General features: G+C 68.6%; 18 protein-coding genes and 1 riboswitch. Of the genes, 5 read left to right on the top strand and 13 right to left on the bottom strand.

Features of this window, described 5'->3' with window-relative positions; translation table 11 throughout:
• Window positions 1-59: 59 nt before the first annotated feature.
• From RX333_RS00090 to RX333_RS00060, 7 genes are all read right to left on the bottom strand, one after another.
• Complete coding sequence (locus RX333_RS00090; RefSeq protein ID WP_316012861.1) at window positions 60-698, bottom strand: cell wall hydrolase; 639 nt, start codon at window positions 696-698, stop codon at window positions 60-62.
• A gap of 271 nt (window positions 699-969) precedes the next feature.
• Window positions 970-3,594: a pyruvate, phosphate dikinase gene (gene ppdK / locus RX333_RS00085; RefSeq protein WP_316012860.1), complete on the bottom strand. Its 2,625-nt coding sequence runs from the start codon at window positions 3,592-3,594 to the stop codon at window positions 970-972.
• A 170-nt stretch (window positions 3,595-3,764) separates the two neighbouring features.
• Entirely contained in the window at window positions 3,765-6,035 is a 2,271-nt protein-coding gene (glyS, locus tag RX333_RS00080) for a glycine--tRNA ligase subunit beta (RefSeq protein WP_316012859.1), read from the bottom strand.
• Window positions 6,035-6,478 (bottom strand): DUF6446 family protein, encoded by a 444-nt coding sequence (locus tag RX333_RS00075; RefSeq protein ID WP_316012858.1) that lies wholly within the window; start codon window positions 6,476-6,478, stop codon window positions 6,035-6,037. Before RX333_RS00075 ends, glyS begins: the two co-directional genes overlap by 1 nt.
• A complete protein-coding gene (locus RX333_RS00070; RefSeq protein WP_316012857.1) occupies window positions 6,475-7,395 on the bottom strand; it encodes a glycine--tRNA ligase subunit alpha in 921 nt (306 codons plus the stop codon). Before RX333_RS00070 ends, RX333_RS00075 begins: the two co-directional genes overlap by 4 nt.
• A gap of 442 nt (window positions 7,396-7,837) precedes the next feature.
• Window positions 7,838-9,289, bottom strand: coding sequence for a TrkH family potassium uptake protein (locus RX333_RS00065; protein WP_316012856.1), 1,452 nt, complete (start codon window positions 9,287-9,289; stop codon window positions 7,838-7,840).
• Window positions 9,290-9,381: 92 nt separating this feature from the next.
• A complete protein-coding gene (locus RX333_RS00060) occupies window positions 9,382-9,828 on the bottom strand; it encodes a MarR family winged helix-turn-helix transcriptional regulator (RefSeq protein WP_316012855.1) in 447 nt (148 codons plus the stop codon).
• A gap of 80 nt (window positions 9,829-9,908) precedes the next feature.
• On the opposite strand from RX333_RS00060, the gene RX333_RS00055 reads away from it, so the two are divergent.
• Window positions 9,909-10,328: an ABA4-like family protein gene (locus RX333_RS00055; RefSeq protein WP_316012854.1), complete on the top strand. Its 420-nt coding sequence runs from the start codon at window positions 9,909-9,911 to the stop codon at window positions 10,326-10,328.
• 45 nt (window positions 10,329-10,373) lie between these two features.
• Window positions 10,374-10,766 carry a DUF1801 domain-containing protein gene (locus tag RX333_RS00050; protein ID WP_316012853.1) on the top strand — a complete coding sequence of 131 codons (393 nt, stop codon included), beginning with the start codon at window positions 10,374-10,376 and terminating at the stop codon, window positions 10,764-10,766.
• Window positions 10,767-10,915: 149 nt separating this feature from the next.
• Here RX333_RS00050 and folE read toward each other — a convergent pair whose 3' ends face one another.
• The 3 genes from folE to RX333_RS00035 form a co-directional block, all read right to left on the bottom strand.
• Window positions 10,916-11,530 (bottom strand): GTP cyclohydrolase I FolE, encoded by a 615-nt coding sequence (folE, locus tag RX333_RS00045; RefSeq protein ID WP_316012852.1) that lies wholly within the window; start codon window positions 11,528-11,530, stop codon window positions 10,916-10,918.
• A 197-nt stretch (window positions 11,531-11,727) separates the two neighbouring features.
• Window positions 11,728-12,906 (bottom strand): O-succinylhomoserine sulfhydrylase, encoded by a 1,179-nt coding sequence (gene metZ / locus RX333_RS00040; protein WP_316012851.1) that lies wholly within the window; start codon window positions 12,904-12,906, stop codon window positions 11,728-11,730.
• Window positions 12,907-12,952: 46 nt separating this feature from the next.
• Window positions 12,953-13,032, bottom strand: a riboswitch (SAM riboswitch).
• A 67-nt stretch (window positions 13,033-13,099) separates the two neighbouring features.
• Window positions 13,100-14,473 carry an NAD-dependent succinate-semialdehyde dehydrogenase gene (locus RX333_RS00035; RefSeq protein WP_316012850.1) on the bottom strand — a complete coding sequence of 458 codons (1,374 nt, stop codon included), beginning with the start codon at window positions 14,471-14,473 and terminating at the stop codon, window positions 13,100-13,102.
• 182 nt (window positions 14,474-14,655) lie between these two features.
• On the opposite strand from RX333_RS00035, the gene RX333_RS00030 reads away from it, so the two are divergent.
• The 3 genes from RX333_RS00030 (at window position 14,656) to glpK (ending at window position 17,837) form a co-directional block, all read left to right on the top strand.
• A complete protein-coding gene (locus RX333_RS00030; protein ID WP_316012849.1) occupies window positions 14,656-15,570 on the top strand; it encodes a hypothetical protein in 915 nt (304 codons plus the stop codon).
• A 63-nt stretch (window positions 15,571-15,633) separates the two neighbouring features.
• A complete protein-coding gene (locus RX333_RS00025; RefSeq protein ID WP_316012848.1) occupies window positions 15,634-16,344 on the top strand; it encodes a glutathione S-transferase N-terminal domain-containing protein in 711 nt (236 codons plus the stop codon).
• Complete coding sequence (gene glpK / locus RX333_RS00020; RefSeq protein WP_316012847.1) at window positions 16,341-17,837, top strand: glycerol kinase GlpK; 1,497 nt, start codon at window positions 16,341-16,343, stop codon at window positions 17,835-17,837. Before RX333_RS00025 ends, glpK begins: the two co-directional genes overlap by 4 nt.
• A gap of 81 nt (window positions 17,838-17,918) precedes the next feature.
• Here glpK and RX333_RS00015 read toward each other — a convergent pair whose 3' ends face one another.
• The 3 genes from RX333_RS00015 to RX333_RS00005 all read right to left on the bottom strand — a co-directional run bounded on the left by RX333_RS00015 (window position 17,919) and on the right by RX333_RS00005 (window position 19,964).
• Entirely contained in the window at window positions 17,919-18,419 is a 501-nt protein-coding gene (locus tag RX333_RS00015; protein WP_316012846.1) for a fasciclin domain-containing protein, read from the bottom strand.
• A gap of 165 nt (window positions 18,420-18,584) precedes the next feature.
• A complete protein-coding gene (locus RX333_RS00010; protein WP_316012845.1) occupies window positions 18,585-19,274 on the bottom strand; it encodes an RraA family protein in 690 nt (229 codons plus the stop codon).
• A complete protein-coding gene (locus RX333_RS00005; protein ID WP_316012844.1) occupies window positions 19,275-19,964 on the bottom strand; it encodes an alpha/beta hydrolase in 690 nt (229 codons plus the stop codon).
• Between the last annotated feature and the right edge of the window lie 152 nt (window positions 19,965-20,116).

Below are 20,116 nucleotides of genomic sequence, written 5' to 3'. Positions count from 1 at the left end.
CCGTCCGGCAGGACGAGGCGGCGGCATTTCAAATCGACTGCAGACTGCCCTGCGATGGCTCAGCCGTTGGGGAAGCGGTAGAACTTGTGATCGTCGATCCAGACCGTACGGACCAGCCGACGCGCCCAGCCGGGATTCACGTGGGTCGCGTGGTAATGCGTCGCCCCGGCGGTCAGCATCCGTGGGCGACCGTCGATCATCACACGCGCCACCTTGCCCACACGCTCATAGGCACCACGCTCGCTCATCACCTCGGGGCTGCCGTCGCACATGAAGGAGAACTGGCAGGCGTTCATGCGGTGGGATCCCTGCCCCACCACGCCACAGATCGTATTGGGATAGCGCGGGTGGTCGACCCGGTTGAGGATCACTTCGGCCACCGCGACCTGTCCGGCCACCGTCTCGCCCCGCGCCTCGAAATAGAGCGCCGTCGTCAGGCATTCCCATTCGCCGTCGCCACTGGCCGCCGGCATCGCGTCGATCGTGTTGAGGTCGAGCGGCAGCACAACCTGCACCGCCCGCTCGGCAAAGCCGCTGGCCGCGTTCTGCATGTCGAGCGTGATCTCGCCCCGGCCGTCGGGCCCCAGGGACGCGATGCTCGCCGGTTGCGTCTGCATCCGCAGGTCCGCAGCACCGCCCAGTTCCCGCAGGCGATCGGCGGTCACGGCGCTGAGCAGATTGCGCTCTTGCGCCAGCATCTGCGAGATTTGTCGCTCGATTTGCGATTCAACTCCCGATTGCGCTTGCACAGCCACAGTGGATGCAACAATCATACTGGCCAGAAGGGCCAGGGGCCGGGTGAACCGCGTCAGCAACATGGGTGATGAACCTGTGTTATTTCCGATGCGCGGCATCCGATGGAACCCCGGCAGCCGCTGTCGGTTGTTCTAGGCGGAAATGAGGCCGTGTCCACCCATCAGGTGCGACATTCCGTCCCGTTTGCCATGCGCCCAGGGCAAGCCCGCCATCTCAATCCGCTTTGGACAGCAGGCTCGCCTGCGCCGCCGCCAGCCGGGCGATGGGGGCGCGGAAGGGCGAACAGGACACGTAGTCGAAGCCCGCCAGCTTGCAGAAATGGATTGAGCCGGGGTCGCCCCCATGCTCCCCGCACAGACCCAGCACCAAATCCGCATTGCGCGCACGGCCCCGCTTGGCGGCCAGCAGCAGCAACTCCCCCACCCCTTCAATGTCGAGCGAGTGGAACGGATCCTCGGCGAAGACACCCTGGTTCACGTAGTCGCGCATGAACCGGCCCGCATCGTCGCGGCTGAGGCCGTAGGTCATCTGCGTCAGGTCATTGGTCCCGAAGGAGAAGAAGGCGCAGTTCTCGGCCATGTCTCCGGCGCGCAAGGCGGCGCGCGGCGTCTCCACCATGATGCCGAGCCGATAGGTCAGCGCCACCTCCCGCTCGGCCATCACCGCGTCGGCGACGGCGCGCACGCGGGCGCGCACCATCTCCACCTCCTTCTGGGCGGAGACGAGGGGGATCATGATCTCGGGCACCACCTGTTCGAGGTTGGAGGTGTTGACTATCGCCGCCGCCTCGAAGATCGCGCGGGCCTGCATCTCGTAGATCTCTGGCATGGTGATGCCCAGCCGCACGCCCCGCTTGCCGAGCATCGGGTTGAATTCGCGCAGGGCCTTCGCCCGCTCGACCACCTGGCTGACGGGCAGGTCCATCGCCTCCGCCAGATCGCCCATCTCCTCCCGGCTGTGCGGCAGGAACTCGTGCAGCGGCGGGTCGAGCAGGCGGATGGTCACGGGCTGCCCGCGCATGATCTGGAACAGCTCGACGAAATCGTCGCGCTGCATCGGCAGCAGCGTGGCGAGCGCACGGCGGCGGTCCTCGGCGCTGTCGGCCAGGATCATCTCGCGCATCGCGGTGATCCGGTCCTCGTGGAAGAACATGTGCTCGGTCCGGCACAGGCCGATGCCGTCCACCTTGAAGTCGCGCGCGACCCGCGCGTCCTGCGGCGTGTCGGCATTGGCGCGCACGCCCATCTCGCGCATCTGGTCGGCCCAGCTCATCAGCGTCTCGAACGCACCGTCGAGTTCCGGCTGGATCATGTCGGGGCTGCCGGCCAGCACCTCGCCGCGCGTGCCATCCACGGTGATGACCGCCCCCTCGACGAAGGCGCGCCCGTCCCGGCCCACGATCTGCCGGCCCTTGAGGTCGAGCCGCACGTCCCCTGCCCCCACCACGCAAGGTAGGCCCAGCCCGCGCGCGATCACCGCCGCGTGGCTGGTCATGCCGCCGCGCACGGTCAGCACGGCGCAGGCGGAGTGCATGCCGCGGATGTCCTCGGGGCTGGTCTCGGTCCGCACCAGAACCGCCGGGTCGCCCTGCGCCTCCATTTGCATCGCCTCCTCGGGGGAGAAGGTGATGCGGCCCGTGGCGGCGCCGGGGCTGGCGGGCAGTCCGGTGCCGATGACGTCGCGCGTGGCGCGCGGGTCGATCTGGGGGTGGAGGTGTTCGATCAGCGTGCGCGGCTCGATCCTGAGCAGCGCCTGTTCGCGCGTGATCGCCCCGTTGCGGGCGAGGTCGGTGGCGATGCGCACCGCCGCCCGTGCGGCCCGCGGCGAGAGCACGGCGTCGAGCAGCCAGAGCGCGCCGTCCTCGAGCGTGAACTCGAACCCGTGGGCGTCGCCCAGCCCCTCGGCGGCCGTCACGGCATGGCCGCGCAGGTCGGTGAGCGCGTCGGGCGCCATCTCCTCCAGCGACGGGGCGGACTGGCGCGCGGCCTCGCGCGCCTCGCGGGTGATGAGCTGCGGCGTGCGCAGGCCCATCATCGCGTCATAGCCCTGCGCCTGCGGCAGGAATCGGCCCGTGACGGCCGGGCCGCCCGTGCGCTCGTCCACCAGATGCACCACCCCCGCACCGCTGACCCCCGCCCCGATGCCGAGCGCCATACGCTGCACGATCAGGGCGAGCCCGGCCTCGGGCGGGGCGCCGTGGCTTTCGCGCAGGATGCGGGCTGAGGTGCCGTTCCAGCCGCGCGCCATTGCGTCCACGGCGGCGGTCAGCTGCGCCTTGGGATCCTGCGGGAAGGGCGCGCCGGTCTCGTCGGCGTAGAGCGCCTTGGCCTGTTCCACCAAGGTTTCCCGCGCGCTCTCGGGCAGGTCGCCTTCGGAGGGGACGGACCAGTATTTCACCTGGTCGGCGGTCAGGTTCTCGAAATCCTCGGGGTCGAGCCCCTCGACCATCGTGCCGTAGCCCTCGATCAGGCGGAAGTAGAGCTCCAGCGCGCCGGGGCGGCCGACGCGGGCGGTGAGGGCTGGAAGCCGCGCATCGGTGATGCCGATATTGAGCAGCGCCTCCGGCCCGCCCCATTCGGGGCGCGGGGGGCTGGCGCGCAGGGACAGGAGGACCTCGTCGCCGAGGGCGGCGAGGCGGTCGGTCAGCTCGCCCTCGAAATGCACGGCGGCACCGTCGGCATGGATGCGCTGCACGAGATCGGTGGAGATCAGCATTCCGCGCGGCACCGGCAGGCCGAGGCCCGCCATGCGTGCCAGCCGCGCGCCGCGCGCGCCCCAGCGGGCGGGGTCGAGAGGGGTGTCGGCGTCGTGCAGGCGGATGTGGAGCGGGTCGGTCATGGGGCGACACTAGGCCGGGCGGACGGCGGGGTCATGCGGAAAACGACCGCTCGCAATGGGTCAGCGGCGCTGTCCATTTCCCCGCGGGGAAACGGGAACCGGGGGACCGGGTTTGCAACCCGGCCCGGTTTGGCAGACCCGCCGGTTTCCCCGCGGGTAATGGGTCAATCTTACCGACCCTTCCCGCCCTCGATGCGGCCGAAATCGGCGATCCGGTCGAAGAGCACACGGATGCGGTTCAGCAGGCACAGCCGGTTGCGGCGGATGATCTGGTTGTCCGCGTTGATGAGCGTCCCCTCGAAGAAGGCATCGAGCGGGTCGCGCAGCGCGGCGAGGGCCGACATGGCGTCGGCGAAGGCTTCGGCATCGAGGGCGTCGCGCACCTGCGGCTCGGCCCGGTCGAGGGCGGTAAAGAGCGCGCGCTCGCTGTCGGTCTCGGCCAGGTCGGGGTTGGGGTCCATCTCGTAGGAGACGCCGTCCTTGGCTTCTTCGGCGGCGAGGATCGAGGTCGCGCGGGTATAGCCCGCCAGCAGGTTCGCCCCGTCCTCGGTATCGAGGAAGGCCTGCAGCGCGCGCACGCGGTTGACGAGCAGCAGGATGTCGCCGTCCCAGTCCTGCGGCAGGGCCGCGTCGATCACGTCGTGGCGGATGCCCTCGGAGCGCAGATGGACCTTGAGGCGGTCGGCGAAGAAGGAGAGGAGGTCGCGTGTGCGCACCGTTGCTACCACAAAGCTTGTCAAATATCTTTCTTGCGCTGCTGTTGCACTATCAAGTCTTTTCATAGTCTCTGAAATTTCAGGAATGATCTTGATTGCATCCGCCGTCTTTCGCTGATCCGTCAGTGCCCATTTGTAAAGCTCAATTAGATTCTTTGCGTGCCTTATCTCTTCTGAAAGATCGTCATCATCTACCAGTTGGGCAACAATCATCTGATAAAGTCTTTCACGGAGACTTCCCGCAACCCCATTCTCCAGCACCAGCCGGATCACCCCCAGCGCAGCGCGGCGCAGGGCGTAGGGGTCCTTGGACCCCGTGGGCTTCTCGTCGATGGCCCAGAAGCCGGTGAGGGTGTCGAGCTTGTCGGCCAGCGCCACGGCGACGCTGACCGGTTCGGTCGGCACGTCGTCATTGGGGCCGAGGGGGGAGTAGTGCTGCTCGGCCGCGTTGGCGACCGGCTGGGGCAGCCCGGCGGCCTCGGCATAGTAGCGGCCCATCAGGCCCTGAAGCTCGGGGAATTCGTAGACCATTTCCGAGGAGAGGTCCGCCTTGGCGATCTCGGCGGCTTGCTGCGCCTGCTCGGGGTCGGCCCCGACCAGCGGCGCGATCTCGCGCGCGAGGGCCGCGATGCGGGCGATGCGCTCGGCCTGGCTGCCCAGCTTGTTGTGGAAGGTGACGTTGGCGAGCGGCTCGGCCATGCCGGTCAGACCGCGTTCGCGCACGGTCTGGAGGTCGTTCTCCCAGAAGAACTTGGCATCCGACAGACGCGCGGTCAGCACCTTGCCGTTGCCGGCGAGGATCGTCGCGCCGTCATCCGCCGTCTCGCGATTGGCGACGGTGACGTATTTGACGATCTTGCCGTCGGCATTGCGGACGGAGAAGAACTTCTGATGCTCCTTCATCGAGGTCTGCAGCACCTCGGGCGGCAGGTCGAGGAACTGCTCCCCGATCGGGCCCATCAGCACCACGGGCCATTCGACGAGGCCCGCGACCTCGGCCAGCAGGCCCTTGTCCTCCACCACCTCAAGCCCTTGCGCGAAGGCCATGTTGGTCGCTTCGGTCCAGATATGATCGGCCCGCTCGGCGGGGTCCAGCACGACATGGGCGCGCTTGAGCTTCGCCGCGTAATCCTCGAAGGAGGTTACGGAAAACGCCTCGGGCGCGTGGAAGCGGTGACCGCGCGTCGTGTCGCCGGAGGCGATGCCGTCGATGTCGAGCGGGACGACCTCGGCCCCCTCCTCGGTCGTCAGGATCGCGAGGATGGAATGGAGCGGGCGCACCCAGCGCAAGGAACCTGCCCCCCAGCGCATCGACTTGGGCCAGGGGAAGGTGCGGATGGTCCGCTCCAGCACCTCGGCCACGATCTCGGCGGCGGGGCGGCCGGGTTTCTCGACCACGGCGAAATAGAACTGGCCCTTCTTGTCGTCGCGGACCTCCAGCTGGTCCCTGGTCAGGCCCGTCGAGCGCAGGAAGCCATCGAGCGCCTTTTCGGGCGCGTCGGTGCGGGGGCCCTTGCGCTCCTCCCGCAGGGTCGGGCTCTCGGGCGTCAGCTCGTCGAGCGCCAGCGTCAGGCGGCGCGGCGTGGCGAAGGCGGCGGCCCCGCCATAGGTCAGCCCGGCCTCGACCAGCCCGTCGGTGACGAGACGCTTGAGGTCTTCGGACGCCTTGGCTTGCATCCGCGCGGGGATTTCCTCGGAAAACAGTTCGATCAGAAGGTCGGGCATCAGCTTTCCCTGTAGTGGCGCCAGAGGAAGGCGCGGCCGTCGGGGTAGACGGCGATCATGCGGAGGATCTCGTAATCCACGGCGTCCGCCTGCGTCTCGTCCGCCAGCAGGTACGCGGTGGCCGCCCCGCTGTCGAGATCGGCGGCGATGGCGCGCGCGTCGAAGCAGTCGAACCAGCCGGGGGCGACGAGCGGCTGCGGGTTCGGCGCGGGGGGCGCATCCGCGAAATCGGCGGGATCGACGGTGAGGCAGGCGCGCAGCTTGTTGGGCGAGGTGTCCGCGTCGATGCCGCGCCAGTCGGAGACGGCAACCTCACGCCCCGCGACTGTGATGCTGTCGGCCTCGGTCTCCTCGTAGAAGGCATAGAGCTGCGCGTAGTACATGCCGATCCCGAAGATCACGGCGAAGCCCACGAACAGTCCGACGAGCCACTTGCCGTTCATGCCGCGTGGCCGCCCGCCTCGGTTTGCACGAAGGCGTCGGCGCAGTGCTTGGCCAGCGTGCGGACCCGGCCGATATAGGCCTGACGCTCGGTGACCGAGATCACGCCGCGCGCGTCGAGCAGGTTGAAGATGTGGCTGGCCTTGATGCATTGGTCATAGGCCGGGTGGGCCATGACGATGCGCTTGCCGGTCTTGGGATCGACATGCGGCTCTGCGAGGATACGGGCGCATTCGGCCTCCGCCTCCTCGAAATGGCGCAGGAGCGTGGCGGTGTCGGCCACATCGAAATTCCAGCGGGAATATTCCTGCTCGGTCTGGCGGAACACGTCGCCATAGCTCAGCGGGATCGGCGCGCCGGGATCGTTGAAGGGCATGTCCATGACGTGATCGACGCCCAGCACATACATGGCGAGCCGTTCGAGGCCGTAGGTCAGCTCCCCGGACACCGGCTTGCAGTCATGGCCGCCGACCTGCTGGAAATAGGTGAACTGGCTGACTTCCATGCCGTCGCACCAGACCTCCCACCCCAGGCCCCAGGCGCCGAGCGTCGGGCTTTCCCAATCGTCCTCGACGAAGCGGATGTCGTGGAGGGACATGTCGATCCCAATGGCTTCGAGGCTGCCGAGATAGAGCTCCTGCAGGTTCGGGGGGCTGGGTTTGATGAGCACCTGGTACTGGTAGTAGTGCTGGAGCCGGTTGGGGTTCTCGCCGTAGCGCCCGTCGGTCGGGCGGCGCGAGGGCTGGACATAGGCGGCGGCCCAGGGGTTCGAGCCGAGCGAGCGCAGCGTGGTCGCGGGGTGGAAGGTGCCCGCCCCGACCTCCATGTCGTAGGGCTGCATGATGGCGCAGCCCTGCGCGGCCCAGTAGCCTTGCAGCCGCAGGATGATCTCCTGAAAGGAACGGGGGCGGTCGGTCATGTCGGGCCTCGCTGTCATGCGCGGCCCTTATGACTCCGGGGCCGCGGGGGGTCAACGGGAGGGGGTCAGGGTTCCGCGCGGAGTCAAGGCCGAAGGCCGCCGCGCATCGCCGGGCAGCCCCCCGGCACGGCGATTTGGCTGATGAAGGCGTGATGTCGAGAGGTCATGCGGACTTGGCTGTGATAAAGTGCCATGCTCGACGGCCGGATCGCCGCGCCGCGGCCCGACGCTGCACGGCTTGCGTGGTTTCAGATTCCCCCGGCGCTGTGCGCGTGATCGACCGAAATCGTCCACCGGACGATTTCCGGGAAGGTCGATCCTCCAGCGCTCCGCGCGTTCGGGCCTGAAAGGCCCCACCGGGGTCTTTCCCGGACGGCCCTCACCCGGCGCTCCGCGCGTGATCGACCGAAATCGTCCACCGGACGATTTCCGGGAAGGTCGATCACCCCCGCCAGAACGCAGCGGTGAACAGGACGTAGACGCTCATCAGTTCCAGCCGACCGATGAGCATCGTCACGGCCAGCACCCATTTCGCCTGGTCGGGCAGGCCCGCGAAGCTGCCTGCGGGCCCGATCTCCGGCCCCAGGCCCGGCCCGATATTGGCGAGCGCCGTCGCCGCCCCCGACAAAGCCGTCACCGTGTCGAGCCCCATCAGCCCCAGGATCGCCGTCACGATTCCAAGCGTCAGGTAGAACACCACGAAGAAGGCCATGACCGAGGACATGACGTCCTCGCTGACCGTATGCCCTTCGTAGCGGGGACGGAACACGCCCGCAGGGTGGTGGAGCTGGCGCACCTGTGTCACGAGTGCGGCGAACAGCAGCTGGTAGCGGAAGATCTTGACCGAACAGCAGGTCGAGCCCGCGCAGCCGCCGATCAGCCCGGCGAGGAAGATGACCGTCACCGGAAAACTGCCCCACAGCCCGTAATCCGCGCTGGCATAGCCCGTACCGGTGATGATCGAGGTCAGGTTGAACAGCGACTTGCGCAGCGCGGGCTCGGCCAGCGTGCCGTTCATCGCCACCTGCCACAGCGTCAGCACGCCTACCAGCAACACCAGCAGGCCGATGAAGGCGCGGACCTGCGCGTCGCGCCACAAGGGCTCCGCCGTGCCGGCCATAAGCTGCACGTAGCGCACGAAAGGCAGGCTCGCGAGGATCATGAACACCACCGCGACATATTCGGCGGCGGCCGAGAAGGCGCCGAAGCTGGCGTTGTAATTGGCGAACCCCCCGGTGCTGACGGTGGTCAGCGCGTGCACGATCGCGTCGAAGGGCTGCATACCGCAAAAGCCGTAGATGATCGCGCAGGCGATGGTCAGGCCCAGGTAGATGCCCGAGATCGAGCCCGCGATCTCCGCCGCGCGGGGCAGGATCTTGCCGAACGTATCGAAGGCCTCCGACCGGAAGAGCTGCATCCCCCCGACCTTGAGCATCGGCAGGAAGGCGAGCGCGAAGACGATGATGCCTATGCCGCCCATCCACTGCATCAGCCCGCGCCACAGCATCGCGCCGCGGCTGATCGCCTCGATGTCGGGCAGGATCGAGGCGCCGGTGGTGGTCAGGCCGCTGGTCGCCTCGAAGAAGGCGTCGGTATAGCTCAGGCCCTCCGCCCCGATCCAGAACGGCAGCGCGGCGAAGAGCGACAGCACCGCCCAGACCGCCACGGTCAGCACGAAGGTCTGGCGGATGGTCAGCCCGCGCGTCCGCCCGTCATTGCAGCCAAGCACCAGCGCCGCCCCGGCGAGGAAGGTGAGGAAGGCCCCGACGCCGAAGCTCTCCACCCCTTCGCGGTGCCCGTCGGCGAGGTCCACCGCGAAGGGCAGCAGCATCGCGGCGGCGAGCGCGAGCACCAGCAGGCCGACCACATATCCGACGGGACGCAAGGAGATCATGGCGCCGAGCCTTCGCCGGGGGGACCGGAGGTGTCAAGCATGGACGCAGGCACCGCGGACGCGCGGGGAGGGACTGTTGCGGACGCTCCCCGTCATCCCTCCAGCGGCATCGCGCCGGGTGCGACGCGGCCTAGCATGTCCGCGAAGGCCGCGACCTCCTCCTCCTTCCAGCCGGTGCCGAAGACATAGCCCGCGCGTTTGGCGAAGGTGGCGAGCGCGTCGGCAAGCTTTTCCTGCCCTGTCGCGGTCAGCACGACGAAGGCGAGGCGGGCGTCGCGGGGATCGGCCTCGCGCGACAGCAGGCCGATCTTCTCCATCGGCGCGGCCATGCGGGTGATCGTCGAGGCGCTGACATGCATCCGGCGGGCAAGCTCCACCCGCGACAGGCGGCGCGCCTCGGTCCGGTCGAGATGCAGCATCATCAGGAACTCGTTCACCGACAGCCCGTGGATGGCGGAGAACTCGCCGGAGAGACCGGCGCGGAACGCATCGGCTGCGAGCAGGAGTTGGAGGGCGGATCGGGTCGGCTGGTCGGTCATTGCGATATCTTTCCGAATCACTTGCATCTGCAATCTTTATGCAGCAGTCACGGGAGAGACGCAATGCAAGGATATAGCAGATGTACGAAACCGCCTTTTCCCTCGCCGGGCTTGCAGCCATGTCCGGCTGGGCCCTCCTGCTGGTCGCGCCCGCGATCCCCAAATGGTCCGACCGCATGGCGGGCACCGTCCTGCCGCTGATCATGTCGGGGGGGTATGTCGTGTTGGTCCTGATGCCCTCGGAGGGTAGCGGCGGCTTCGGCTCTCTGACGCAAGTGATGGAGCTGTTCTCGACCGAGCAGGCGATGCTGGCGGGGTGGGTGCACTACCTCGCCTTCGACCTGTTCATCGGGGCTTGGGCCTGCCGCACCGCGCGGGCGGAGGGCGTGCCGCACTGGCTGGTCCTGCCCTGCCTGCCGCTGATCTTCCTGTTCGGCCCGGCGGGCCTGCTGGCGTTCCAGGCGGTGCGCAGGGTGCGGCGCACCCATTCGCAGGCGTGAGCCGTGCTATGGTCGGGTGCGATCCGGCCAAAGGAGGGAAACCGCATGCCGCACGAGACCAAAGATGCCTTCCACGCCGCCCTCGCGCCGGAGGACCGGGCGATCTGCGACCGGTTGCGCGCGGCGATCGACGACGGGTTGCCGGAGGCGGAGTCGAAGGTCCGGCACGCGCATCCGGTCTGGTTCCTGAACCACAATCCCATCGTCGGCTATTCGCGCCTGAAGGACTGCGTGCGCCTGATGTTCTGGAGCGGACAGGGCTTTGCGACACCGGGACTGACCCCGACGGGGACGTTCAAGGCGGCGGAGCTGCGGATCCGGGACGTGGCGGATCTCGATGCGGCCCCGCTGACCGACTGGCTGGCGGAGGCGCGCAAGGTGCAGTGGGACTACGCAAACATCGTCAAGCGCAAGGGCCGGCTCGAACGTCTGAGATGACCTGACGAGTCCCGCCTCAACTTCTGCTTCGTCGAAATATCCCGGGGGTCCGGGGGCTGGCCCCCGGCTGTAAGCAAGTCCGGGGGCTGGCCCCCGGCTATGGGCAAGTCCGGGGGCTGGCCCCTGGCGACGGCGGGCCGGGGCGTCCCCTACCCCAGCCGGTTCGTCGGGTTGCCGATGATGTCGAGGAACTCCTTGCGGGTGGACGGATGCTCGCGGAAGACGCCGAGCATGGTGGAGGTGACCATCGAGACGCCGGGCTTGTGCACGCCGCGGGTGGACATGCAGTGATGCTCCCCTTCCAGCACCACGGCGACGCCCTGCGGCTGCAAGGTCTCCATCAGCACCTGGGCGATCTGGGCATTCATCTTCTCCTGCACCTGGAAGCGCTTGGCGAAGGCGTCGACGATGCGGGCGAGCTTCGAGATGCCCACGACCCGCCCGTCGGGGATGTAGCCGACATGGGCCTTGCCGATGATAGGGGCCATGTGATGCTCGCAGAAGCTCTCGAACCGGATGTCGCGCAGGACGACCATCTCGTCATAGCCCTCGACCTCCTCGAAGGTGCGCTGGAGGATCTCGGAGGGGTCCTGCTCGTAGCCGCGGAACCAGTCGGAATAGGCCTTGGTCACGCGCTTGGGCGTGTCGAGCAGACCCTCGCGGGTCGGGTCGTCGCCGGCCCAGCGCAGGAGGGTGCGCACGGCCTCCTCCGCTTCCTCGCGGGTGGGGCGGTCGTGGGAGGTGTCGGGGGCGGTCTGGGTCATGGCGCAATGTCCGTCGATGGTGTGTTTGCCAGGAATACGCCGCCCGGCGCGAACCGGATCAGGCGTCCCGCGCGCGGCGCGCGGGACCCGAACCTAGGGCGCGCGCCGCGCGATTGCGAGGGCGGATCGGGGGCGCTGCCCCCGGTGCCGTCGGATGACGGCCCCTCCCCCGGAATATTTGCGCCAAGCCGAAGGGCTCAGGCATGGTCGAGCGCGGCCAGCAGATCGGCTTCCAGATCGGCGGCATCCTCCAGCCCGACGGAGAAGCGCACCGTGCCGTCGGTGATGCCCAGCTCGGTCCGCGTCTCGGCGTCGAGCCGCTGGTGCGTCGTCGTCGCGGGATGGGTCGCGATGGAGCGTGCGTCGCCGAGATTGTTCGAGATGATCGCGACCTTAAGCGCGTTCAGCACGCGGAAGGCGGTCGCCTTGTCGGCCAGTTCGAAGGCCAGCATCGTCCCGCCCGTCTGCATCTGACGCGCGGCGACCGCGTGTTGCGGGTGATCGGGGCGGCCGGGATAGATCACGCGGGTCACCGCCGGATGGTCGGCCAGCGTGTCGGCGAGGCGCGCGGCGGTGGCGGCTTGCGCGCGCACCCGCAAGTCGAGCGTCGTCAGCCCGTTCAGCATCACCCACGCGTTGAAGGGGCTGAGCGCGCCGCCGGTATGCTTGAGATAGGGCTCCAGCGTGCCGCGGATGTAATCCTCGGACCCCAGCACCACGCCACCCAGGCAGCGGCCCTGTCCGTCGATATGCTTGGTCGCCGAGTAGATCACCACGTCGACGCCGAGGTCGAAGGCGCGCATCAGGATCGGGGTGGCGAAGACGTTGTCGGCCACGACCATAGCGCCCTTTGCGTGGGCGATCTCGGAGACGGCGGCGACGTCGATCACCTCCAGCACCGGGTTGGACATGGTCTCGAAGAAGACGAGCTTTGTGTCGTCCCGGACCGCCTCGCGCCATTGGTCGATATCGGTGCCGTCCACGAAGGTCACTTCGACGCCGAAGCGGGGCAGCAGCACCTCGACGATATAGAGGCAGGAACCAAAGAGCGCGCGGGAGGACACGATGTGGTCCCCGGCCTTCAGCATCGAGAACAGCGCGCCGTTGACCGCCGCCATTCCGGAGGCGGTGGCGAAGGCGGCCTCGGCCCCTTCGAGTGCCGCGATCCGGTCCTCGAAGGCGGCGACGGTCGGGTTGCCGTAGCGCGCATAGATGAACTCGTCCTCGCCCAGTTCGACGAAGCGTTGCTCGGCCGCCTCACATGTCGGATAGACGAAGCCTTGCGTGAGGTAGATGGCCTCGGCCACCTCGCCATATTGCGAGCGGCGCGCGCCCGCGTGGACCAGCGTGGTGCGGTCGTTCCAGTCTTGTGTCATCGGGGTTCCTTTCCCTTCGACGTGGTCTCGGACAGATGCCGGACCGCCGTGGCGGGGACCGACCTCTTTAGCGGAATGTTTTACGTGGCCCGCAATCCGGTTCGACAAATCGCCACGATGTTCCCTTTAGGCCGGAGGGCCTTCGGGGGTCAAGGGGCGCCGCCCCGAAGATGCGGGACGGCGCAGGGAGCGGTCAGTTCAGGAAGATCGCCTTGGCGTTCACGAACTCCTTCATGCCAAAGCCGCCATGCTCGCGGCCATAGCCCGAGTCCTTCACGCCGCCGAAGGGCATGTTGGGATCGGCGGCCCCGAAATTGTTGATGCGCACCATGCCGGTGTCGAAATGCCGGCGGGCGAGGTCGAGCGCCCTTTCCTCGTCGCGCGAGAAGATGCCGCCGCCCAGACCGTAGCGGCTCTCGTTGGCGAGGCGCATCGCGTCCGCGTCATCCTTGGCGCGGATGATCGAGGCGACGGGGCCGAAGATCTCGTCGTCATAGGCGGGCATTCCGGGCTTGAGGTCGGCGAGCACGGTGGCGGGATAATAGGCGCCGGTGCGGTCGGGCACCTCGCCCCCGCAGAGCACGGTCGCGCCCTTCTCGACGCTTTCACGGACCTGGTCGCGGACGGTCTCGAACTGGTCCTGGCTCGACAACGGGCCGAGCTGGGTGGCCTTCTCCATCGGGTCGCCCATCTCGATCTGCTTCATCTGTGCGACATAGGCATCGACGAAGGCGTCGTAGACCGCGTCGGTCACGATGAAGCGCTTGGCCGACACGCAGGTCTGACCGTTATTGTAGAGCCGACCCATGGTGGAGAATTTCACCGCCGTTTCGATATCGGCATCCTCCAGCACCAGGAAGGCGTCGTTGGAGCCGAGCTCCAGCACCGTCTTCTTCAGCGCCTTGGCGGCGGTCGCGCCGATATGGCGGCCCGCGCCGTCGCTGCCGGTCATGGTGACGCCGCGGATCAGGTCATGGGCGATCAGCTCGTCAGAGACGTCGTGGTCGATCAGGACGACCTGGAACAGGTCTTCGGGCAGGCCCGCCTCGATGCAGAGATCCCGCAAGGCGAGGCCGGAGCCGGTGCAGATCGAGGCGTGTTTCAGCACGCAGCCATTCCCGGCCATCAGGTTGGCCGCGAGCACGCGCACCGGCTGGTAGATCGGGAAGTTCCAAGGCTGGATCGAGTAGATCACGCCGATGGGCTGGTAGGTGACGACGCCACGCTTGCCGTCGCCGTGGGTCCGCTCCTCGTCCGCGAGCGCGTCGGGGCCGTTCTCGGCGGTGTAGTCGAAGATGGCGGCGCAAAGCTGCACCTCGGTCTTGCCATCCTTCAGGAGCTTGCCAGTCTCGCGCGTCATCAATTCCGCCAGATCGTCGGCCTTGTCGCGCAGGGCTTTCGCGATGTTCTTGAGGTGCGTCGCCCGCTCGGCATGACTGGTCATGCGCCAGTCGAGGAAGGCCTTGTGGCAAGCCTCGACCCGGCTTAGCGCCTCGGCCTCGCTCATCAGGTCGTAGGTCTCGATGGTCTCGCCCGTGGCGGGATTGGTGGTGGTGATGGTGGACATGGGGTGCCTCCGTAAAATTGGCGTTCACCCTATGAACGGGCCGGTGGCGGGCGGCGTTCCGGGCTGACCTCGCGGCAAGGGCGCGCAGGCGTCACGCGATCTTCACGAAATAGGAACCTTTCCGTCGCAGGGTGGGCGGACAGTCCCGACAAAAGACGTGAAGCGAGGCAGCGATGCGGTGCGTGGCAACGGCCGAGCACCTCGTGGCGGATGTCGCGGGGGCTCCCTTCGAGGCAGGGCTGGATCGGGTTCTGGCCCGTCCCGGCCCGGTGACGCTGATGCTGCACGGGTTTCGCTACTGCCCGTTCCACGTCCCATCGCCCGACGATCCGGAGCTTCGCGACCCGCACCGTTTGATCTATGCGGATCGGTCCGAGGCGCGATGCGACCGAGGCGCGAGCTGGCCCGCGCTGCTGAACCGGGCAGGGCCGGTCATCGGCATCGGCTGGCCCGCGATGTATGACGGAACCGGCGGGATGGCGGCGCTGCGCGGGTTCGGCGCGGTCTACGCGCGCGCCGGTGAGGTCGGGCGGCAGGTCGCGCGGCTGGCCGACCGGATCGCGGCGGTCGATCCGGGACGGCGCATCGACGTGGTGGCGCACTCGCTGGGCGCGCGGGTGGCGCTCGCCGCTCTGCCCCACATGAGGCTGGCCGAGCCGCGACGGATTCTCCTGTGGGGCGCTGCGGAACGGTTGCGCCCGGCGCTGAAGGCGCTCGACGCGGCCTCCGACCGGACCCTGGTCGTCAACATGCGCGCGCGGGCGAACCGGCGTTTCGACCTCGCCTTCGACTGGCGCGCACCGGGGCGCAGCGCGCCGCTGGGCGGAGGGCTGGCGCATCGGCGCAGCGTCGACCTGCTACTCGACGATCCCGTGGTGGAGGAGCGTCTCGTCGCGCTCGGCCTGCCGCTGGGGCCCCGACCCGCGGGCGCCTGTCACTGGAGCTTCTACACGCGCGACGGGATCGGCGCGCTCCACGCCGATCTGCTGGACCGCCCCGGCATCTGGCGGCAGGACCGGATCGCGGCGCTCGCCGCCACGCCGGGATGGCGCTGGCCCGCGCTCTCCCTGCCCGGTCGTCGCCCGCTCGGCGCGTGACGGGGGTTGCAACGCTGGATGGGTGCGGCATGTTGAACCCCTGATCCGAGGGGGAGAGACGCGATGGCCGAGCCGATCCAGCTTCATTTCTGGCCCACGCCGAACGGGTGGAAGGTCTCCATCGCGCTGGAGGAGATGGGCCTGCCCTACCAACTCAACCTCGTGGACATCGGCGCGGGCGATCAGTTCGCGCCCGGGTTCCTCGCCATCGCGCCCAACAACCGGATGCCCGCGATCGTCGACCCCGAGGGGCCGGACGGAGAGCCGATCTCGATCTTCGAGAGCGGGGCGATCCTGCAATATCTCGCGCGCAAGACGGGCCTGTTCTGCGGCGAGACCGAGCGGCAGCGCATCGAGGTCGACCAGTGGCTGATGTGGCAGATGGGCGGGCTCGGCCCGATGGCCGGTCAGGCGCATCACTTCCTGAAATACGCGCCCGCGATGGACCCGCCGCAGGATCTGCCCTACGCCAAGGACCGCTACCGCAGCGAGGTCGCGCGGCTCTACGGCGTGCTCGACCGGCGGCTTACGGATCGGGAGTTCGTGGCCGGTGACTTCTTCTCGATCGCGGATATGTCGATCTGGGGCTGGGCCTCGCTGTGGGAAGGTCAGCAGCAGACCCTCGACGACAAGCCCAACCTCGCGCGCTGGCTCGACACGGTGGGCGCGCGTCCGGGCGTGAAGGCGGGCCGCGCGCTGGCCGCGGAGAAGCGCGGCGATTACAGACAGGGGCGGGACGCGCAGAACGTCCTGTTCAAGGGAGGCAAAGCATGAAGAGCGGACAATACATCCTCGCCCTCGACCAGGGCACCACGTCGAGCCGGGCGATCGTCTTCGACGACCATCTCGCGCCGGTCGCGTCGGGGCAATACGAGTTCACGCAGCATTTCCCGCGCTCTGGCTGGGTGGAGCACGATGCGGAGGAGATCTGGACCTCGACGCAACGCGCGGTGCGCACGGCGCTGACCGATTGCGAGCTGACCGCGCGCCAGATCGCCGCCATCGGCATCACCAACCAGCGCGAGACGGTCGTGCTGTGGAACCGCGAGACCGGAAAGCCGGTGCACCGCGCCATCGTCTGGCAGGACCGGCGCACGGCCGAGACCACGGCCCGGCTGAAGGACGAGGGGCATGAGGAGGAGGTGGCGAAGCGCACAGGCCTGCTGCTCGACCCCTATTTCTCGTCCTCGAAGCTCGCCTGGCTGCTCGACAACGTGGAGGGCGCGCGGGCGGATGCCGAGGCCGGGAAGCTGGCCTTCGGCACCATCGACACCTGGCTGATCTGGAAGCTGACGGGCGGCAAGCGGCACGTGACGGACGCGACCAACGCGGCGCGCACCATGCTCTACAACATCCACGAGGGCCGGTGGGACGGCGAGATGCTCGCCATGTGGAACATCCCCGAGCGGATCATGCCCGAGGTGCTCGACAGCGCCGCCGAGTTCGGGGAGACGACCGGAGAGACCGTGGGCGCGCCCGTGCCGATCCGCGGGGTGGCGGGCGACCAACAGGCGGCGACGGTGGGTCAGGCCTGCTTCGAGCCGGGGATGCTGAAATCGACCTACGGGACGGGGTGCTTCGCGCTGCTCAACACCGGGGACACGGCGGTGCGGTCGCAAAACCGCCTGCTGACCACCATCGGCTACCAGCTCGACGGCAAGCCGACCTACGCGGTGGAAGGCTCGATCTTCATCGCCGGGGCGGCGGTGCAATGGCTGCGCGACGGGCTGAAGGTCATCGACAGCGCGGGTCAGACGGCGGACCTGGCCGAGCGGGCCGACCCCGCGCAGAACGTCTACCTCGTCCCCGCCTTCACCGGCCTCGGCGCGCCCTATTGGGATGCGGAGGCGCGCGGGGCGCTCTACGGCATGACCCGCAATACCGGAGCGGCGGAGATCGCGAAGGCGACGCTCGAGTCGGTGGCCTACCAGACGCGCGACCTGTTGGAGGCCATGCGCCGCGACGGCGCGGGCGACCGCGACGTGGTGCTGCGCGTCGATGGCGGCATGACGGCGAGCGACTGGACCATGCAGGCGCTGGCCGACCAGTTGCAGGCCCCGGTGGACCGGCCCGTGGTGCTGGAGACGACGGCCCTGGGCGCGGCCTATCTGGCCGCGATGCAGTCGGGGATCGCGGGTCGGCCCGAGGAGTTCGCCAAGAGCTGGCAGCGCGACCGGCAGTTTACCCCTTCGATGGAGAAGGCGGAGGCCGACCGCAAATATGCCGGCTGGCAGGTCGCGGTGCGCAGGACGCTCAGCGAGAAATAGAGGCGCGGCCCCGGCTCGGGGCGTGCCCGGGGAGCTTCGTCCTGACACGTGGCCATGACGCGCGCACTCCGCGCGCCGGGATCACGGCGTAAGGACGGTCTCGATCGCGTGGATCACGCCGTTATCGGCCTCGATATCGGCGCGGACGATCATCGCCTCGGCGCCCGAGGGGGAAACGATGCTGACCTGGCCATGCTGCTCGCCGATGGTCAGCATCCCGCCGCCCAGCGTCTCGATCTCCGACATGCCCGAGGCGAGCGCGTCGGACATCACCACGGACGGGACGACGTGAAGCTGCAGGATCGCGGTCAACCGCTCGGGATCGGCCAGGATCGCATCGAGATCGTCGATGGCCACGAAGACCTCGTCGATCGGGGCGAAGATGGTCAGCCCTTCGGTGGTCGCCACGGTCTCGCCGAGATCGGCCGCCATCAGCGCTTCGATCAGCGTGTCGAACTGGCCCGAGCCGCTCGCCACCTCGACGAGGTCGATCGCGTCGGGGGTCATGTCCTGCGCCGTCGCCAGCGCGGGCATCAGGGTCAGCGCGCCCACCAGGGCGCTCGTCCAAAGGGTACGCTTCATCACTCGGTCCTCCGGTTACACCACGGCAATATCGCGCCGCAGGGCATCAGCTAGCCGCACCGGATGGGATATCTACATCCCGCGAGACCATGTCGCAGGCGGGCAAAGCGCACACCGATCCGGCCGGGCATGATGGGCCGCGCTGGAGCGTTCGGGCGAGGCGCCTCAGGTCCGCGCAGCCTCGAACGCGGTCCAGGCGGCCTCGAAACTGTCGAAGTCGAGCGGGCCCGAGGCGGCATCGAGGACGATCCGCTCGGTCTCGATCAGCTTGCGGATCGCGGCCTCCAATTGCGGGATGACATCGTCGGGCACGACGACCGCGCCATGCCGATCGGCATGGACCAGCGCACCGGGCGTGACCTTCAGCCCAAAGACCGTCACGGGCGTGTCGAAGTCGAGCACATGCACGAAGGCATGGCTGGGCCCGACGGACCCCGCGACCACCGGATACCCTTCCGGCAGGTCGCCCAGATCGCGCATGACGCCATTGGTCAGCGTTCCCGACAGACCGAATGCCTTGTGCACATTCGTGTTGATCTCGCCCCAGAAGGCTCCGACGGCATTGGGAAAATCCATGTCCTCGATCACGCAGACGGCGGGCCGGGCACCCTCGCTCATGTAGCGGTAATAGGCCATGCGCCGCTTGCGGATTTCGGCGGGCGAGGCGATGGGCGGCACGCGCGCCATGATCTTGGCCGTGCGGGCATAGCCGACCATGACCTCGCCCGGCGCGGAGCAGAGCATGGTCCCCCGCGTATAGGCGTCGAAGCCGCGGGTGCCCTGCGCCACCTCGATCGCATTGCAGATCGTGGGCGTGTCGACGCGGCGCATCAGGTCGAGAAGGGTCGGGTTCATTCATGCCTCCAGCCAGCGGGCGAGCGCCGCGTTCGTCTCCTCGGGGCGTTCGAGCACCGGCAGATGCCCCGCCCCGGCGATGCGCACCAGCTCCGACCGGGGCAGGAGCGCGTGCATCAGGTCGTGCCGCTCCGCCGGGCAGAGCGTGTCCGCCTCACCATGCAGGACCAGCGCGGGCACGTCGAGGCCGCGCAACGCGTCCTGTCGGTCGGGCCGGGTGGCGAGCGCGCGCGACTGCGCCTCGAAGACCTCCGGGCCCAGATCGAGCGCCATCGCCATGCACAGGTCGAGGATGTCCTGCCGCGCGGGCCCGTCGGCGAGGTAGCGCGGCTTCATCTCGTCTCGCATGACGGCGGCGAGTTGACCGGCGCGGGCCTTCGCGATCTGCGGCGCGCGGCCTGCGCGGACCTCCGGCAGCTCGGCGCGCGGGTTGGTGTCGAGCAGCGCGATCCGTTCGATCCGGTCGGGGGCCTGCGCCGCGATCTCCATCGCGACGATCCCGCCCATCGACAGGCCCGCGAGCGCGAAACGCGGCGGCGCGTGGGTGAGGATATGGCGCGCGATCTCGTTGGTGGTCTTGCCGTGCATCGGCGCCACCATGACGGCGCGCGAGGCGGAGAAGGCCGCGACCTGCGGGCCGAAGAGTCGCCCGTCGCACATCATCCCCGGCAGCAGGAGGAGCGGCGTCATCCGGCGGCGTCCAGATGAGCGATCGCGCGGGCGAGCGTCGCCTCGACACCCCCTTGGCCGGTGTCGATCCTCAGATCCGGCGCGCGGGCGGGGGCGTAGTCGCGCGCCGCCACGCGCGGCCAGTCGGGCAGTCCCGGCTCGGCCCCGGCGGC

The sequence above is a fragment of the Roseobacter sp. HKCCA0434 genome, from assembly GCF_032464675.1.
Classification (GTDB): Bacteria; Pseudomonadota; Alphaproteobacteria; order Rhodobacterales; family Rhodobacteraceae; genus Pontivivens.
This window is presented reverse-complemented; position numbering and strand designations above follow the sequence as displayed.

Excerpts from the sequence above, each read along its gene's own strand:
- ppdK (WP_316012860.1), bottom strand. The coding sequence starts at position 3,594 with ATGACCGACCCGCTCCACATCCGCCTGCACGACGCCGACACCCCTCTC.
- RX333_RS00005 (WP_316012844.1), bottom strand. The coding sequence starts at position 19,964 with ATGACGCCGCTCCTCCTGCTGCCGGGGATGATGTGCGACGGGCGACTC.
- glpK (WP_316012847.1), top strand. The coding sequence starts at position 16,341 with ATGAAGAGCGGACAATACATCCTCGCCCTCGACCAGGGCACCACGTCG.
- glyS (WP_316012859.1), bottom strand. The coding sequence starts at position 6,035 with ATGCCCGACCTTCTGATCGAACTGTTTTCCGAGGAAATCCCCGCGCGG.
- metZ (WP_316012851.1), bottom strand. The coding sequence starts at position 12,906 with ATGACACAAGACTGGAACGACCGCACCACGCTGGTCCACGCGGGCGCG.
- RX333_RS00065 (WP_316012856.1), bottom strand. The coding sequence starts at position 9,289 with ATGATCTCCTTGCGTCCCGTCGGATATGTGGTCGGCCTGCTGGTGCTC.
- RX333_RS00010 (WP_316012845.1), bottom strand. The coding sequence starts at position 19,274 with ATGAACCCGACCCTTCTCGACCTGATGCGCCGCGTCGACACGCCCACG.
- RX333_RS00075 (WP_316012858.1), bottom strand. The coding sequence starts at position 6,478 with ATGAACGGCAAGTGGCTCGTCGGACTGTTCGTGGGCTTCGCCGTGATC.
- RX333_RS00055 (WP_316012854.1), top strand. The coding sequence starts at position 9,909 with ATGTACGAAACCGCCTTTTCCCTCGCCGGGCTTGCAGCCATGTCCGGC.
- RX333_RS00090 (WP_316012861.1), bottom strand. The coding sequence starts at position 698 with ATGCTGGCGCAAGAGCGCAATCTGCTCAGCGCCGTGACCGCCGATCGC.
- RX333_RS00050 (WP_316012853.1), top strand. The coding sequence starts at position 10,374 with ATGCCGCACGAGACCAAAGATGCCTTCCACGCCGCCCTCGCGCCGGAG.
- folE (WP_316012852.1), bottom strand. The coding sequence starts at position 11,530 with ATGACCCAGACCGCCCCCGACACCTCCCACGACCGCCCCACCCGCGAG.
- RX333_RS00060 (WP_316012855.1), bottom strand. The coding sequence starts at position 9,828 with ATGACCGACCAGCCGACCCGATCCGCCCTCCAACTCCTGCTCGCAGCC.
- RX333_RS00035 (WP_316012850.1), bottom strand. The coding sequence starts at position 14,473 with ATGTCCACCATCACCACCACCAATCCCGCCACGGGCGAGACCATCGAG.
- RX333_RS00015 (WP_316012846.1), bottom strand. The coding sequence starts at position 18,419 with ATGAAGCGTACCCTTTGGACGAGCGCCCTGGTGGGCGCGCTGACCCTG.
- RX333_RS00070 (WP_316012857.1), bottom strand. The coding sequence starts at position 7,395 with ATGACCGACCGCCCCCGTTCCTTTCAGGAGATCATCCTGCGGCTGCAA.
- RX333_RS00025 (WP_316012848.1), top strand. The coding sequence starts at position 15,634 with ATGGCCGAGCCGATCCAGCTTCATTTCTGGCCCACGCCGAACGGGTGG.